At 55.0% G+C, this 12,843-nt stretch carries 16 protein-coding genes; 1 reads left to right on the plus strand and 15 read right to left on the minus strand.

Annotated features, from left to right (window positions below):
• Window positions 1-72: 72 nt before the first annotated feature.
• From HVZ37_RS17575 to HVZ37_RS17585, 3 genes are read right to left on the minus strand one after another with little or no spacing between them, the layout of a single operon-like run.
• On the minus strand, window positions 73-309 hold the full coding sequence (locus HVZ37_RS17575) for a non-oxidative hydroxyarylic acid decarboxylases subunit D (RefSeq protein ID WP_042999548.1): 237 nt from the start codon (window positions 307-309) through the stop codon (window positions 73-75).
• Window positions 310-319: 10 nt separating this feature from the next.
• On the minus strand, window positions 320-1,747 hold the full coding sequence (locus HVZ37_RS17580) for a non-oxidative hydroxyarylic acid decarboxylases subunit C (RefSeq protein WP_042999547.1): 1,428 nt from the start codon (window positions 1,745-1,747) through the stop codon (window positions 320-322).
• Complete coding sequence (locus HVZ37_RS17585; protein ID WP_044255030.1) at window positions 1,747-2,340, minus strand: non-oxidative hydroxyarylic acid decarboxylases subunit B; 594 nt, start codon at window positions 2,338-2,340, stop codon at window positions 1,747-1,749. Before HVZ37_RS17585 ends, HVZ37_RS17580 begins: the two co-directional genes overlap by 1 nt.
• 171 nt (window positions 2,341-2,511) lie before the next feature.
• Here HVZ37_RS17585 and HVZ37_RS17590 point away from each other — a divergent pair, with 171 nt between their 5' ends.
• Window positions 2,512-2,919: a MarR family transcriptional regulator gene (locus HVZ37_RS17590; RefSeq protein ID WP_044255027.1), complete on the plus strand. Its 408-nt coding sequence runs from the start codon at window positions 2,512-2,514 to the stop codon at window positions 2,917-2,919.
• Between the two features lie 119 nt (window positions 2,920-3,038).
• On the opposite strand, the gene rpoS is transcribed toward HVZ37_RS17590, so the two are convergent.
• The 12 genes from rpoS to cysD form a co-directional block, all read right to left on the minus strand.
• Window positions 3,039-4,031 carry an RNA polymerase sigma factor RpoS gene (gene rpoS, locus HVZ37_RS17595; protein WP_000081550.1) on the minus strand — a complete coding sequence of 331 codons (993 nt, stop codon included), beginning with the start codon at window positions 4,029-4,031 and terminating at the stop codon, window positions 3,039-3,041.
• A 62-nt stretch (window positions 4,032-4,093) separates the two neighbouring features.
• A complete protein-coding gene (gene nlpD / locus HVZ37_RS17600; protein WP_306298371.1) occupies window positions 4,094-5,170 on the minus strand; it encodes a murein hydrolase activator NlpD in 1,077 nt (358 codons plus the stop codon).
• A gap of 189 nt (window positions 5,171-5,359) precedes the next feature.
• Window positions 5,360-5,986 carry a protein-L-isoaspartate O-methyltransferase gene (gene pcm, locus HVZ37_RS17605; protein ID WP_042999543.1) on the minus strand — a complete coding sequence of 209 codons (627 nt, stop codon included), beginning with the start codon at window positions 5,984-5,986 and terminating at the stop codon, window positions 5,360-5,362.
• Complete coding sequence (surE, locus tag HVZ37_RS17610; protein ID WP_042999542.1) at window positions 5,980-6,741, minus strand: 5'/3'-nucleotidase SurE; 762 nt, start codon at window positions 6,739-6,741, stop codon at window positions 5,980-5,982. Before surE ends, pcm begins: the two co-directional genes overlap by 7 nt.
• Entirely contained in the window at window positions 6,722-7,771 is a 1,050-nt protein-coding gene (gene truD, locus HVZ37_RS17615) for a tRNA pseudouridine(13) synthase TruD (protein ID WP_044268948.1), read from the minus strand. The genes surE and truD overlap by 20 nt, the downstream gene beginning before the upstream one ends.
• Window positions 7,768-8,247, minus strand: coding sequence for a 2-C-methyl-D-erythritol 2,4-cyclodiphosphate synthase (ispF, locus tag HVZ37_RS17620; RefSeq protein WP_042999540.1), 480 nt, complete (start codon window positions 8,245-8,247; stop codon window positions 7,768-7,770). The genes truD and ispF overlap by 4 nt, the downstream gene beginning before the upstream one ends.
• Entirely contained in the window at window positions 8,247-8,957 is a 711-nt protein-coding gene (gene ispD / locus HVZ37_RS17625; RefSeq protein ID WP_181627813.1) for a 2-C-methyl-D-erythritol 4-phosphate cytidylyltransferase, read from the minus strand. Before ispD ends, ispF begins: the two co-directional genes overlap by 1 nt.
• An 18-nt stretch (window positions 8,958-8,975) precedes the next feature.
• Entirely contained in the window at window positions 8,976-9,287 is a 312-nt protein-coding gene (gene ftsB, locus HVZ37_RS17630; protein WP_042288707.1) for a cell division protein FtsB, read from the minus strand.
• Between the two features lie 183 nt (window positions 9,288-9,470).
• A complete protein-coding gene (locus tag HVZ37_RS17635; RefSeq protein WP_042999538.1) occupies window positions 9,471-9,794 on the minus strand; it encodes a DUF3561 family protein in 324 nt (107 codons plus the stop codon).
• 46 nt (window positions 9,795-9,840) lie between these two features.
• A complete protein-coding gene (cysC, locus tag HVZ37_RS17640) occupies window positions 9,841-10,446 on the minus strand; it encodes an adenylyl-sulfate kinase (RefSeq protein WP_042999537.1) in 606 nt (201 codons plus the stop codon).
• A complete protein-coding gene (gene cysN / locus HVZ37_RS17645) occupies window positions 10,446-11,873 on the minus strand; it encodes a sulfate adenylyltransferase subunit CysN (RefSeq protein ID WP_181627814.1) in 1,428 nt (475 codons plus the stop codon). The genes cysC and cysN overlap by 1 nt, the downstream gene beginning before the upstream one ends.
• Window positions 11,874-11,882: 9 nt before the next feature.
• A complete protein-coding gene (gene cysD, locus HVZ37_RS17650; RefSeq protein ID WP_042322572.1) occupies window positions 11,883-12,791 on the minus strand; it encodes a sulfate adenylyltransferase subunit CysD in 909 nt (302 codons plus the stop codon).
• Window positions 12,792-12,843: the final 52 nt, after the last annotated feature.

The raw sequence follows: 12,843 nt of genomic DNA on the forward strand, positions 1-12,843 counted from the left end.
TATCGGGCCACATATTAACGGTACTGTACTTTCCCAGGTCGGATAAGGCCTCAGCCGCCATCCGGCACTCCGTCAGCGCTTATCTTCTGTCAGCAGCGGCGGAATAGTGGGTACCATCGGCGCCTCATCGATATCTTTCTGCGTCATACGAAACGCCTGCGGGTAGTGTTCGCGGCTGGTACGACGTAGCGGCTCCGTATCACGCCAGGTGTACAGGCAATGTTGGCACTGATACACCGTCCAGACGCCTTTCACTGGCGAGGTCGCCATCACTTCAATATGTTCATCAGCACAACGTGGGCAAATCATCTGAGGCTCCTTATTTACGGTTGGCCAGCATGGCAGTCAGCTTTTCAGCCCAGGCTTTGGTTTCCGGGAGATCGCACACCGGCTGGCTATAGTGACCACGGTTATCCGGCGCAACGGGCGTGGTGGCGTCGATAATCAGCTTATCGGTGATCCCCGCCGGACTTGAGCCAGGATCCAGTTCCAGTACTGACATATTCGGTAGCTGAACCAGATCCCCCGCCGGGTTGACTTTCGACGACAGCGCCCACATCACCTGCGGCAGGTTGAACGGATCGACATCTTCATCCACCATGATCACCATCTTCACGTAACCCAGCCCGTGTGGCGTGGTCATCGCGCGCAGTCCCACCGCTCGCGCAAAACCGCCGTAGCGTTTTTTGGTCGAGATAATCGCCAGCAGGCCGTGGGTATACATGGCGTTAACCGCCTGCACTTCCGGGAACTCCGCTTTTAGTTGCTGATACAGCGGAACGCAGGTGGCCGGCCCCATCAAATAGTCGATTTCTGTCCACGGCATACCGAGATAAAGGGATTCAAAAATCGGTTTACTGCGATACGACACCTTATCAATACGCACAACCGTCATATTGCGACCACCGGAATAGTGGCCGGTAAACTCGCCAAACGGGCCTTCAATTTCACGTTTGCGGCTTTCAATCACCCCTTCCAGGATCACCTCCGATCCCCACGGCACATCAAATCCGGTCAACGGCGCAGTGGCGATGGGATACGGGCTTTCGCGCAGCGCCCCTGCCATTTCATATTCGGACTGATCGTACTTCAGCGGTGTCGCCCCCATCAGCGTGATGATCGGATCGTTACCCAGGGTGATGGCGATCGGCAGATCCTCGCCGCGCTCTTCCGCCTTATGCAGATGCAGCGCGATATCATGCATCGGTACCGGTTGCAGGCCCAGCTTACGCTTGCCCTTCACTTCCATCCGGTAGATACCGACGTTCTGCTTGCCGAAGTTGTCCGGGTCGAGCGGATCGCGGGAGACTACGCAGGCTTTATCCAGGTAAAATCCGCCATCGCCGTCGTTCAGGCGAAACAGCGGCAGAATATCGAACAGGTTAATCGCTTCGCCATCGACACTGTTTTCCGCCCATGCCGGATTCGCGCGGCGTTCCGGGGTGACCGGGAACTTATCCCAGCGACGAATAAACTCATCTATCTGCTTTTTCACTGGCGTATTCGGCGGTAAGCCCAATGAAATGGCATGATTTTGCCAGGAGCCGATGGTATTCATCGCCACACGCGCGTCGGTAAAACCACGAATATTATCGAACCATAGCGCCGGTGCGCCGTCGCCAATACGGCCAGTGGCATTGGCAGCCGCGGCCAGATCCGGCTCCGCGTTCACCTCTTCACTGATTTTCAGCAATTGTCCCTGGTCGTCGAGCGCCTGCAAAAAGCTGCGCAAATCATCAAATGCCATTATTCATTCTCCTGTGAAAAATTCTGTGCCTGCGCTAATCCCTGCCATCGACGCGCATGCGGGTGCTCCAGCGCAAACTGGTCCAGTACGCGGGCCACGATGTGTTGCGTAATATCATCAACGGACTGTGGATGGTTATAGAACGCAGGCATGGGCGGCACCATCGCCACGCCCATGCGTGAAAGCGCGAGCATGTTTTCGAGATGCACCGTACTGAGCGGCATTTCACGCGGCACCAGAACCAACTTGCGCCCTTCTTTCAGCACCACGTCGGCAGCGCGTCCCACCAGACCGTCGGCGTAACCTGCGCGTATTCCAGCCAGGGTTTTCATGCTGCAAGGAATAACGATCATGCCGTCGGTACGAAACGAACCTGACGAGATGGTCGCCGCCTGATCCGCCGGGCTGTGGCAAAAATCGGCCAGTCCGGCAACATCGCGCGCACGGTATGGCGTTTCCAGTTCAATGGTGGTTTTGGCCCATTTCGACATCACCAGATGCGTTTCCACATCCGGCATCTTCCGCAGCGCCTGCAACAGTGCTACACCCAGCGGCGCTCCCGTTGCCCCGGTCATCCCCACAATCAGTCTCATTCATCACTCCACAAATTGTTCGTATACGAACATTTAATATAAATTACCCCTGTAAAACAGCGACGACAATAGCGCCCGTTTTTTTCCGCACGTATTGCTTAAGATTTCCTCGTTAAAAAACGCGGTGTTACCCGTTATGATAGGAGACATGATTTTTAGCCTGGAGTTTTCATGGAGTTACGGAATAAAGCGTTTCACCTGTTACGCCAGCTGTTCCAACAACATACGGCGCGTTGGCAGCATGCGTTGCCGGATCTGACTAAACCACAGTACGCGGTGATGCGTGCCATTGCGGAATGTCCCGGCATTGAACAGGTTAATCTGATGGAGGCCGCCGTCAGTACCAAAGCGACGCTGGCAGAAATGCTAAGCCGAATGGAAAAACGTGGGCTGGTGAGGCGTGAAAACGATCCGCTGGATAAACGTCGCCGCTTCGTTTATCTGACCCCTGAAGGAGAAGCCTTGCTGAAGGTAAGCATGCCGTTGGGAAATCGGGTGGATGAGGAGTTTCTGGGACGGTTGAATGACGAAGAACGCGCGCAATTCGCCCTGCTAATCAAGAAAATGATGCCTGATTAACAAACCTGAGTAAGCATGAAAATGCTCCCGTCTGCCTTCACCCGCAAAAACACAGCGTAGTCAGCCAGAAAGAAGAAGGCCAGCCTCAAAGAGGCTGGCCTTTCTTGTTAGAACGGTGCTTACTCGCGGAATAGCGCTTCGATATTCAGCCCTTGAGTCTGCAGAATTTCACGCAGACGGCGAAGGCCTTCAACCTGAATCTGACGAACACGTTCACGAGTCAGACCGATTTCGCGGCCCACATCTTCCAGTGTTGCAGCTTCATAACCCAGCAGACCGAAACGACGTGCCAGCACTTCACGCTGTTTGGCGTTCAGTTCGAACAGCCATTTGACGATGCTCTGTTTCATATCATCATCTTGCGTGGTGTCTTCCGGACCGTTCTCTTTCTCATCGGCCAGGATATCCAGCAACGCTTTTTCGGAATCGCCACCCAACGGGGTGTCTACCGAGGTAATGCGCTCGTTTAGACGAAGCATACGGCTAACGTCATCAACCGGTTTATCCAGCTGTTCTGCAATTTCTTCCGCGCTCGGTTCGTGGTCCAGTTTATGGGACAACTCACGCGCGGTACGCAGATAAACGTTCAGCTCTTTAACGATGTGGATCGGCAGTCGAATGGTACGGGTTTGGTTCATGATAGCCCGTTCAATCGTCTGGCGAATCCACCAGGTTGCGTATGTGGAGAAGCGGAACCCACGTTCCGGGTCAAACTTCTCAACGGCACGGATAAGCCCCAGATTGCCCTCTTCAATCAGATCCAGCAACGCCAGACCACGATTGCCATAACGGCGGGCAATTTTCACCACCAGACGCAGGTTACTTTCAATCATCCGACGGCGTGAGGCGACATCTCCACGTAGTGCGCGACGCGCAAAATACACTTCTTCTTCGGCCGTTAACAGTGGCGAATAACCAATCTCACCAAGGTAAAGCTGAGTCGCGTCCAACACACGCTGTGTGGCCCCCTGCGATAACAGCTCTTCTTCAGCCAAATCGTTATCACTGGGTTCCTCTTCAACTAAGGCTTTTTCGTCAAAAACCTCAACTCCGTTCTCATCAAACTCCGCGTCTTCATTTAAATCATGAACTTTCAGCGTATTCTGACTCATAAGGTGGCTCCTACCCGTGATCCCTTGACGGAACTAGCAAGTGTCAGCCTGGTTCCGTCGCTTTATCGCTGCGGTAAATAACGCAGCGGGTTTACGGATTTCCCCTTGTAACGAATTTCAAAATGCAAACGTGTAGAACTGGTTCCGGTGCTACCCATCGTCGCTATTTTTTGTCCTGCCTTCACTTCTTGTTGTTCCCGGACCAGCATTGTATCGTTATGAGCGTAGGCACTCAGGTAATCATCGTTGTGTTTGATGATAATAAGATTACCGTAACCGCGCAGTGCGTTACCGGCATAGACCACGCGCCCATCGGCGGTCGCGATAATAGCCTGTCCCTTACTGCCTGCAATGTCGATCCCTTTATTGCCCCCCTCGGAAGCCCCAAAGTTCTCGATCACTTTGCCGTCAGTCGGCCAGCGCCATGTGGAGATCGGCGAACTGGTAGACGAACTGCTTGCTGTCGATTCGGTTGCGCTAACTGCTGGAGCCGTTACAGGTGCTGTGACCACAGTCCCAGCAGGCTTGTTGTTCGGCAACATTTTGTTAGCACTTTGTTCACCTGAATCCTCAGAATACGTAATTGTCGGTTTCGACGCAACAGCGATGGCGGAATTTTGTGCAGGTCTGGTCACAACTCCTTGCTCTGCCGCGTCGGCCTGAGTTATCGCATTACCGCCGGTAATTGGCGCACCCGATGCGTTACCCACCTGCAGCGTTTGTCCGACATTCAGAGCATACGGGGCCTGAACGTTGTTGCGTTGCGCCAGGTCACGAAAATCGTTCCCGGTGATCCACGCGATATAAAAAAGCGTATCGCCTTTTTTAACGGTGTACGTACTGCCGCCACTGTAGCTGCCTTTCGGAATATTCCCATACTGGCGATTGTAGACAATACGTCCGTTTTCCATCTGCACGGGTTGCTCGGCGACGGGCTGAACCTGCGTCGGTTGTGTCGTCGGGCGCTGCACCGGTTGAATTTGCGGTGTCTGCGGAGCGGACGTCGTCGTCCCCATCTTCGGCGGCGGCGTAATCAGCATGCCAGAACTGGTATTCGTCGGAGCATTACCATTGACGGAACTTACCGGCGCAGGTGGATTCGATGAATTTGAACAACCCGCCAGCCATAGCGAAACCAGTGACAGTGCCGCAATGCGGCTAACGGTGAATTTTGGGCTTCCCGCGCTCATTTATCCCCCAGGAAAAATTGGTTAACAACCAGTGACGTATAATCGTGCAGACAGCAAATGGGCACTGGAAAATGTGACCACGATACGCTGACCAGTTCCAAAAACTCCAGGAAAATTCCAGGTATTCGGAACCGCTTTTTACGCGAGTTCCCCTTTAACTAAGGGAACGAAACGTACCGCCTCCACGGTGTCGATAATAAATTCGCCGCCCCGACGACGCACCCGTTTCAGAAACTGATGCTCGTCACCCACGGGCAAGACGAGAATGCCGCCTTCATCCAGTTGCGTCATCAACGCGGTCGGGATTTCCGGCGGTGCTGCCGTCACAATAATAGCGTCAAATGGCGCGCGTGCCTGCCAGCCTTGCCAGCCATCACCGTGACGAGTTGAAACATTGTGTAAATCGAGTTGTTTCAGACGGCGACGCGCCTGCCATTGCAAACTTTTAATACGTTCGACGGAACAAACCTGCTGTACCAGGTGCGCCAGTATCGCCGTCTGATACCCGGAACCCGTGCCAATTTCCAGCACACGCGACTGCGGCGTCAGTTCGAGGAGTTCGGTCATTCGCGCCACCATGTACGGCTGCGAAATCGTCTGCCCCTGACCTATCGGCAACGCGATATTGTCCCAGGCTTTATGTTCAAACGCTTCATCAATAAATTTCTCACGCGGCACCGCGGCCAGGGCATTAAGCACCTGCTCATCGCGAATCCCCTGTGCGCGCAGTTGATCAAGAAGCGTTTGTACGCGTCTGCTTACCATTGCGTGCCAACTCCCACGCTCTCTAACCAGTCGGAAACCACATCATGCGCGCTGTGCGCGGTTAAATCTACATGCAACGGCGTAATGGACACGTAACCGTCGTCCACTGCCGCAAAATCGGTATCAGGCCCGGCGTCGCATTTGTCGCCCGGTGGGCCAATCCAGTACAGCGTGTTGCCGCGCGGATCTTCCTGTGGGATCACTTTGTCTGCAGGATGACGACTGCCGCAACGCGTCACGCGAATGCCTTTGATCTGCTCCAACGGTAAATCGGGCACGTTGATATTGAGGATCCGCCCGGTACGCAGCGGTTCACGCCGCAGGGCGCGTAAGATCCGACAGGTGATGGCCGCTGCGGTCTCATAATGCTGGTGCCCGTCTAACGACACGGCAAGCGCCGGAAAGCCAAGATGTCGCCCTTCCATTGCCGCCGCGACGGTGCCGGAATAGATAACGTCATCCCCCAGGTTGGGGCCGGCATTAATTCCCGAGACCACGATGTCCGGACGCGGGCGCATGAGTGCATTGACGCCCAAGTATACGCAGTCAGTGGGTGTGCCCATCTGCACGGCGATATCGCCGTTCTCGAAAGTAAACGTCCGGAGAGAGGATTCAAGCGTCAGCGAATTTGACGCACCACTGCGGTTCCGATCCGGGGCGACGACTTGTACATCAGCAAACTCCCGCAGGGCTTTCGCCAGCGTTTGTATACCGGGCGCGTGGACCCCATCATCGTTACTCAGCAATATGCGCATAATCACCCATTGTGTTGATCAGTTCCCTCACAACGCTGGTGGCGAAGCTCCCCGCCGGCAGCCAAAAACGTAACTCGACGGTGACATCATCCCACCAGTTCCAGCTTAATTGCTGCGGATAGAGCAGCATCGCTCTTCGCGACGCCTCAACTTTTTCACGCAGCAGCAGCGACTGCAACGCGGTCTCCTCGGCAATCGCGGACTGTTCGAACGCCAGCGCATCCCGCTGGGTTCCCCACTCGCCGCTGCCGGGAAGCGAAGCCGTCACCATCAGTTCTTTTTCATCGACACGATGCTGTAATTCCGCCCGTTCTTCTTGCGTGGCGACAAACCAGCTTCCGCGTCCCGCTAATTGTAGCGCATCGCCGTCAACAACTTGATTAAAGTCTGTTTTTTTCAGACGCTCGCTGACAATTTGATTAAACAACGCACTGCGGGCCGCCGACAACCAAAAACTGCGTTTATTGCGATCCCTGACCGGTGCATCGCTTTGCGCCCAGCGCAGCGCACCTTGCAGATTGCTTCCGCCGATACCAAAACGCTGAGCGCCGAAATAGTTCGGTACGCCGCCAGCGTTTATCGCTTGCAGACGGGATTCCACTTCATCACGATGACTGATTTCCCGTAGCACCAGCGTGAACGCATTGCCTTTCAGCGCGCCTAAACGTAGCTTGCGTTTGTGACGCGCATATTCCAGCACCTTGCAGCCTTCAAGCTGGAAAGCGCTCAGGTCGGGCATCTCTTTGCCTGGTACGCGCGCGCACAGCCACTGTTCGGTGACCGCATGCTTATCCTTTTGCCCGGCAAAACTCACTTCACGGGCATGAATTTTCAGAAACTTCGCCAGCGCGTCAGCCACAAAACGGGTGTTGCAGCCGTTTTTAAGAATACGCACCAGAATGTGTTCACCTTCGCCATCGGGTTCGAAACCTAAATCTTCGACCACCACAAAATCTTCCGGACTGGCTTTCAGCAGACCGAAGCCTTGCGGCTTACCGTGGAGATAAGTGAGATTTTCAAACTCTGTCATTTCGCGGCCTTAATGAGTAACGCCACCGCTTCGCAGGCAATCCCTTCCCCACGCCCGGTAAAACCGAGTTTTTCCGTGGTGGTGGCCTTCACGTTCACATCATCCATGTGACAACCGAGGTCTTCAGCAATAAACACACGCATTTGCGGGATGTGCGGCAGCATCTTCGGCGCCTGAGCAATAATGGTCACATCGACGTTGCCTAGGGTGTAACCTTTTGCCTGGATCCGACGCCAGGCTTCACGCAACAGCTCACGGCTGTCTGCGCCTTTAAACGCCGGATCGGTATCCGGAAACAGCTTGCCAATGTCACCCAGTGCCGCCGCGCCAAGCAGCGCGTCGGTGAGCGCATGCAGCGCAACATCGCCATCAGAATGCGCCAGCAGCCCCTTTTCATAGGGAATACGCACACCACCAACGATAATGGGGCCTTCCCCGCCAAAGGCGTGTACGTCAAAACCGTGTCCGATTCGCATTATGCTTTCTCCTGGTGAATTATTTGGGTCAGGTAAAATTCAGCCAGCGCTAAATCTTCCGGACGGGTTACTTTGATATTATCAGCCCGTCCTTCAACAAGCTGTGGATGGAAGCCGCAATATTCCAGCGCCGAGGCTTCATCGGTGATCGTCGCCCCTTCATTCAGTGCGCGTGTCAGGCAGTCATGCAGCAGCTCGCGAGGGAAAAATTGCGGCGTCAGCGCGTGCCATAAATCGTTACGTTCGACCGTATAGGCGATGGCGGTTTTGCCCGGCTCTGCGCGTTTCATCGTGTCGCGCACCGGTGCGGCAAGGATCCCGCCAGTGCGACTGGTTTCGCTAAGCGCCAGCAGACGTGCTAAATCATTCTGATGTAAGCAGGGACGCGCCGCATCATGCACCAGCACCCATTCGGCGTCTCCGGCGGCCTGCAATCCGGCCAGCACAGAGTCTGCACGTTCATTTCCCCCGTCCACGACGGTAATTTGCGGATGCTGCGCCAGAGGGAGCTGGGCAAAGCGGCTGTCGCCAGGGCTTATCGCGATGATCACGCGGGTCACCCGGGGATGCGCCAGCAGCGCAAAGACCGAGTGTTCGAGAATGGTTTTATTGCCGATCGAGAGATATTGCTTCGGACATTCCGTTTGCATACGGCGGCCAAATCCGGCCGCCGGCACCACGGCGCAAACATCCAATAAAGTGGCTGCCATGTGATTTCCTGGGCTGGTTTAACGAGTATTTTGCCCCGCAGTTTGCGCGCGTTTAGACGCGTCGGGCACCAGGCGATAAAACGTTTCGCCCGGCTTAGTCATGCTGAGTTCGTTGCGTGCACGCTCCTCGATAGCCTCCTGACCGCCATTGAGATCGTCAATTTCGGCAAACAGCTGATCGTTACGTGCTTTAAGTTTGGCGTTCGTCGCCTGCTGCGCCGCCACGTCATCATTGACGCGACTGTAATCATGTATGCCGTTCTTACCGAACCACAGTGAATACTGTAGCCAGACCAGTAAAGCCAGCAACAGCAGCGTTAGTTTACCCATCCTGCCCCCTGAAAAACGGCATCATCCTCCCATACTTCCGCAAACGACACGACGTTTGCAGACGGGAAAGCCGCAACAACGCGGGCAAATGTACCACAATTGCCCTTTATAACGTATACCCAGAACCCTGAGAACATCATCTCATTGTTAGTTACGGTTTGAATTATGGACAGCCGTCGCGCTTTAGCCCAGCAACCACATAAACAGTGCGCCGAACATTGCGCAAACGGTCAGCAGCGTTGCAACAATGCTGTAGCGCAATTTGCCGTTGAGCAGGGAATGCAGCGCGATACCCACAACCACCGCAACGGGCATCAACGCCAGGAAGAAAGGCCAGGTGTAGATAAAGAAAAATAACGTGTTAGGGCCATACACCAGAAAGGGGATCCCCAACGCCAGCAGCCATGACGCGAAGCCCACCACCGCGCCCGGCAGCGACCAGGTGGTTTCGTCATCAGTAGCAAACGCGTCTGTCGTTGTGAGTGTGATGTTCTGGCTATTGCGCATAGTGAATCCTGTAACCTTGACTGACCGTACACAGCGGTCAGGTGTCTCAGGATCTGATAATATCGCTCTGTCTGAGCAGGTCTAATAATTGGGCGACCAAATTTGTTACTAATTGTTCGCCATTGAGATGAACCTCTGGCGATTCAGGCGCTTCGTAAACGGAATCAATTCCGGTGAAGTTGCGCAATTCGCCAGCCCGCGCTTTTTTGTATAATCCTTTTGGATCGCGGGCTTCACAGATTTCCAGTGGCGTATCCACGAACACTTCAATAAAGCGCCCCTCACCGACGCGTTCGCGCACCATTTGCCGCTCTGCACGGTGCGGAGAAATAAACGCCGTCAGTACCACCAATCCCGCATCCACCATCAGGTTTGCGACTTCGCCCACGCGACGGATGTTCTCTTTCCGGTCGGCATCACTGAACCCCAGATCGCTACACAGGCCGTGGCGAACGTTATCGCCATCCAGCAAATAGGTACTGACGCCCAGTTGATGCAGCGCCTCTTCCAGCGCCCCGGCGACGGTCGACTTACCGGACCCGGAAAGCCCGGTAAACCACAGCACAACACCACGATGACCGTGGTGTTGCTCACGCTGTTGCGGCGTGACGGGATGAGCATGCCAGACGACGTTTTCGTCATGCAGCGCCATTATTTTCCTCCCAGCAGATCGCGAGCACCCCAGTGCGGGAAGTGACGACGTACCAGCGCATTCAGTTCCAGCTCAAAGGCGCTGAATTCTGATGGCGTAGCGGTCTCCTGCACAATCGGTTCGCGGACCATACCGGCACCGACGGTGACATTGCTCAGACGATCGATAAAGATCAGCCCGCCGGTCACCGGGTTTTGCTGATAGGTATCCAGCACCAGCAGCTCATCAAAGGTCAGATTCACCAGGCCAATACCGTTCAGCGGCAGAGTGTCTACCTCACGCTGCGTCAGATTGTTGATATCTACCTGATACTGAACATGATCAACGCGCGCACGGGTCTTTTTACCAGCGATTTTGATTTCGTAACTCTGCCCCGGTGCCAGTGGCTGTTCCGCCATCCAGACCACGTCAACGGCGGCGCTCTGTACGGCAGGTAAACTCTCCTCCGCCGCCAGCAGCAGATCGCCGCGGCTGATATCAATCTCGTCTTTCAGGACGAGGGTAATGGCTTCTCCGGCAAAGGCTTCGTCCAGATCGCCATCAAAGGTGACGATCCGCGCCACGCTGGATTCCACACCGGACGGCAGCACCTTCACGCGCTGCCCTACCTTGACGCGCCCGGAAGCCAGCGTGCCGGAATAACCGCGGAAATCGAGGTTTGGACGGTTTACGTACTGCACCGGGAAGCGCATTGGCTGACTGTCGACCACGCGCTGGATCTCAACTGTCTCCAGCACTTCAAGTAAGGTCGGGCCGCTGTACCATGGCATGCTGACGCTCTGGGAGGCGACGTTGTCACCCTCCAGCGCGGAGAGCGGGACAAAGCGGATATCCAGATTCCCCGGCAACTGTTCGGCAAAGGTCAGATAATCTTCACGAATACGCGCAAAGGTTTCTTCGCTGTAATCGACCAGATCCATTTTGTTGATCGCCACCACCAGGTGTTTGATCCCCAGCAGTGTAGAAATAAAGCTGTGACGACGGGTCTGATCCAGCACGCCTTTACGGGCGTCGATCAGCAGGATCGCCAGATCGCAGGTAGACGCGCCGGTCGCCATATTGCGGGTGTATTGCTCATGCCCAGGGGTATCGGCAATGATAAATTTGCGCTTCTCAGTGGAGAAATAACGATACGCCACGTCGATGGTAATCCCCTGCTCACGCTCGGCCTGCAGCCCATCCACCAGCAACGCCAGATCCAGTTTTTCACCCTGCGTACCGTGACGTTTGCTGTCGTTATGCAACGATGAAAGCTGATCCTCATAAATCTGCCGCGTGTCGTGCAACAGGCGACCGATCAGGGTGCTTTTGCCGTCATCCACGCTACCGCAGGTTAAAAAGCGCAGCAGACTTTTATGTTGTTGGGCAACCATCCAGGCTTCGACGCCGCCTTCATTAGCGATTTGTTGGGCAAGTGTGGTGTTCATGGCGGCTCCTTAGAAATACCCCTGACGTTTCTTCAGCTCCATAGAGCCCGCCTGGTCGCGGTCAATCACGCGGCCCTGACGTTCACTGGTGGTCGAGACCAGCATCTCTTCAATAATTTCCGGCAGCGTTTGTGCGTTTGACTCGACGGCGCCGGTCAGCGGCCAGCAGCCGAGAGTACGGAAACGCACCATCCGTTTTTTGATCATTTCGCCAGGCTGCAGGTCGATGCGATCGTCATCAATCATCATCAACATGCCGTCGCGCTCCAGCACCGGGCGCTCCGCCGCCAGATACAGCGGGACGATCTCGATGTTTTCCAGCCAGATGTACTGCCAGATATCCTGTTCCGTCCAGTTGGACAGGGGGAAGACGCGGATACTTTCGCCTTTGTTAATCTGCCCGTTGTAGTTGTGCCACAGTTCAGGACGCTGGTTTTTCGGGTCCCAGCGATGAAAGCGGTCGCGGAAGGAGTAAATGCGCTCTTTCGCCCGCGATTTTTCTTCATCGCGGCGCGCACCGCCAAAGGCGGCATCAAAACCGTATTTGTTCAGCGCCTGCTTCAACCCTTCGGTTTTCATAATGTCAGTGTGTTTGGCGCTGCCGTGGACAAAGGGATTGATACCCATCGCCACACCTTCCGGATTTTTATGTACCAGCAGCTCGCAGCCGTACGCTTTGGCAGTACGATCGCGGAATTCATACATCTCGCGGAACTTCCAGCCGGTATCGACATGCAGCAGCGGGAACGGCAGCGATCCCGGGTAGAACGCCTTACGGGCAAGATGCAGCATGACGCTGGAATCTTTACCGATGGAGTACAGCATTACCGGGTTCGAAAATTCTGCTGCCACCTCGCGAATGATGTGGATGCTTTCGGCCTCCAGCTGTCGCAGGTGGGTGAGTCGTTTTTGGTCCATAACCGTTCCTTTACAATACCGCGAATGTCGAGCGCGTCAGATAACCCGACTA

The organism is Citrobacter sp. RHB35-C17, from assembly GCF_013816795.1.
GTDB classification, from domain to species: Bacteria; Pseudomonadota; Gammaproteobacteria; order Enterobacterales; family Enterobacteriaceae; genus Citrobacter_A; species Citrobacter_A amalonaticus.

Bases quoted from the DNA above. Each gene is read 5' to 3' on its own strand.
- HVZ37_RS17575 (WP_042999548.1), bottom strand. From the start codon at position 309: ATGATTTGCCCACGTTGTGCTGATGAACATATTGAAGTGATGGCGACC.
- HVZ37_RS17580 (WP_042999547.1), bottom strand. From the start codon at position 1,747: ATGGCATTTGATGATTTGCGCAGCTTTTTGCAGGCGCTCGACGACCAG.
- HVZ37_RS17585 (WP_044255030.1), bottom strand. From the start codon at position 2,340: ATGAGACTGATTGTGGGGATGACCGGGGCAACGGGAGCGCCGCTGGGT.
- HVZ37_RS17590 (WP_044255027.1), top strand. From the start codon at position 2,512: ATGGAGTTACGGAATAAAGCGTTTCACCTGTTACGCCAGCTGTTCCAA.
- rpoS (WP_000081550.1), bottom strand. From the start codon at position 4,031: ATGAGTCAGAATACGCTGAAAGTTCATGATTTAAATGAAGACGCGGAG.
- pcm (WP_042999543.1), bottom strand. From the start codon at position 5,986: ATGGTAAGCAGACGCGTACAAACGCTTCTTGATCAACTGCGCGCACAG.
- surE (WP_042999542.1), bottom strand. From the start codon at position 6,741: ATGCGCATATTGCTGAGTAACGATGATGGGGTCCACGCGCCCGGTATA.
- truD (WP_044268948.1), bottom strand. From the start codon at position 7,771: ATGACAGAGTTTGAAAATCTCACTTATCTCCACGGTAAGCCGCAAGGC.
- ispF (WP_042999540.1), bottom strand. From the start codon at position 8,247: ATGCGAATCGGACACGGTTTTGACGTACACGCCTTTGGCGGGGAAGGC.
- ispD (WP_181627813.1), bottom strand. From the start codon at position 8,957: ATGGCAGCCACTTTATTGGATGTTTGCGCCGTGGTGCCGGCGGCCGGA.
- ftsB (WP_042288707.1), bottom strand. From the start codon at position 9,287: ATGGGTAAACTAACGCTGCTGTTGCTGGCTTTACTGGTCTGGCTACAG.
- HVZ37_RS17635 (WP_042999538.1), bottom strand. From the start codon at position 9,794: ATGCGCAATAGCCAGAACATCACACTCACAACGACAGACGCGTTTGCT.
- cysC (WP_042999537.1), bottom strand. From the start codon at position 10,446: ATGGCGCTGCATGACGAAAACGTCGTCTGGCATGCTCATCCCGTCACG.
- cysN (WP_181627814.1), bottom strand. From the start codon at position 11,873: ATGAACACCACACTTGCCCAACAAATCGCTAATGAAGGCGGCGTCGAA.
- cysD (WP_042322572.1), bottom strand. From the start codon at position 12,791: ATGGACCAAAAACGACTCACCCACCTGCGACAGCTGGAGGCCGAAAGC.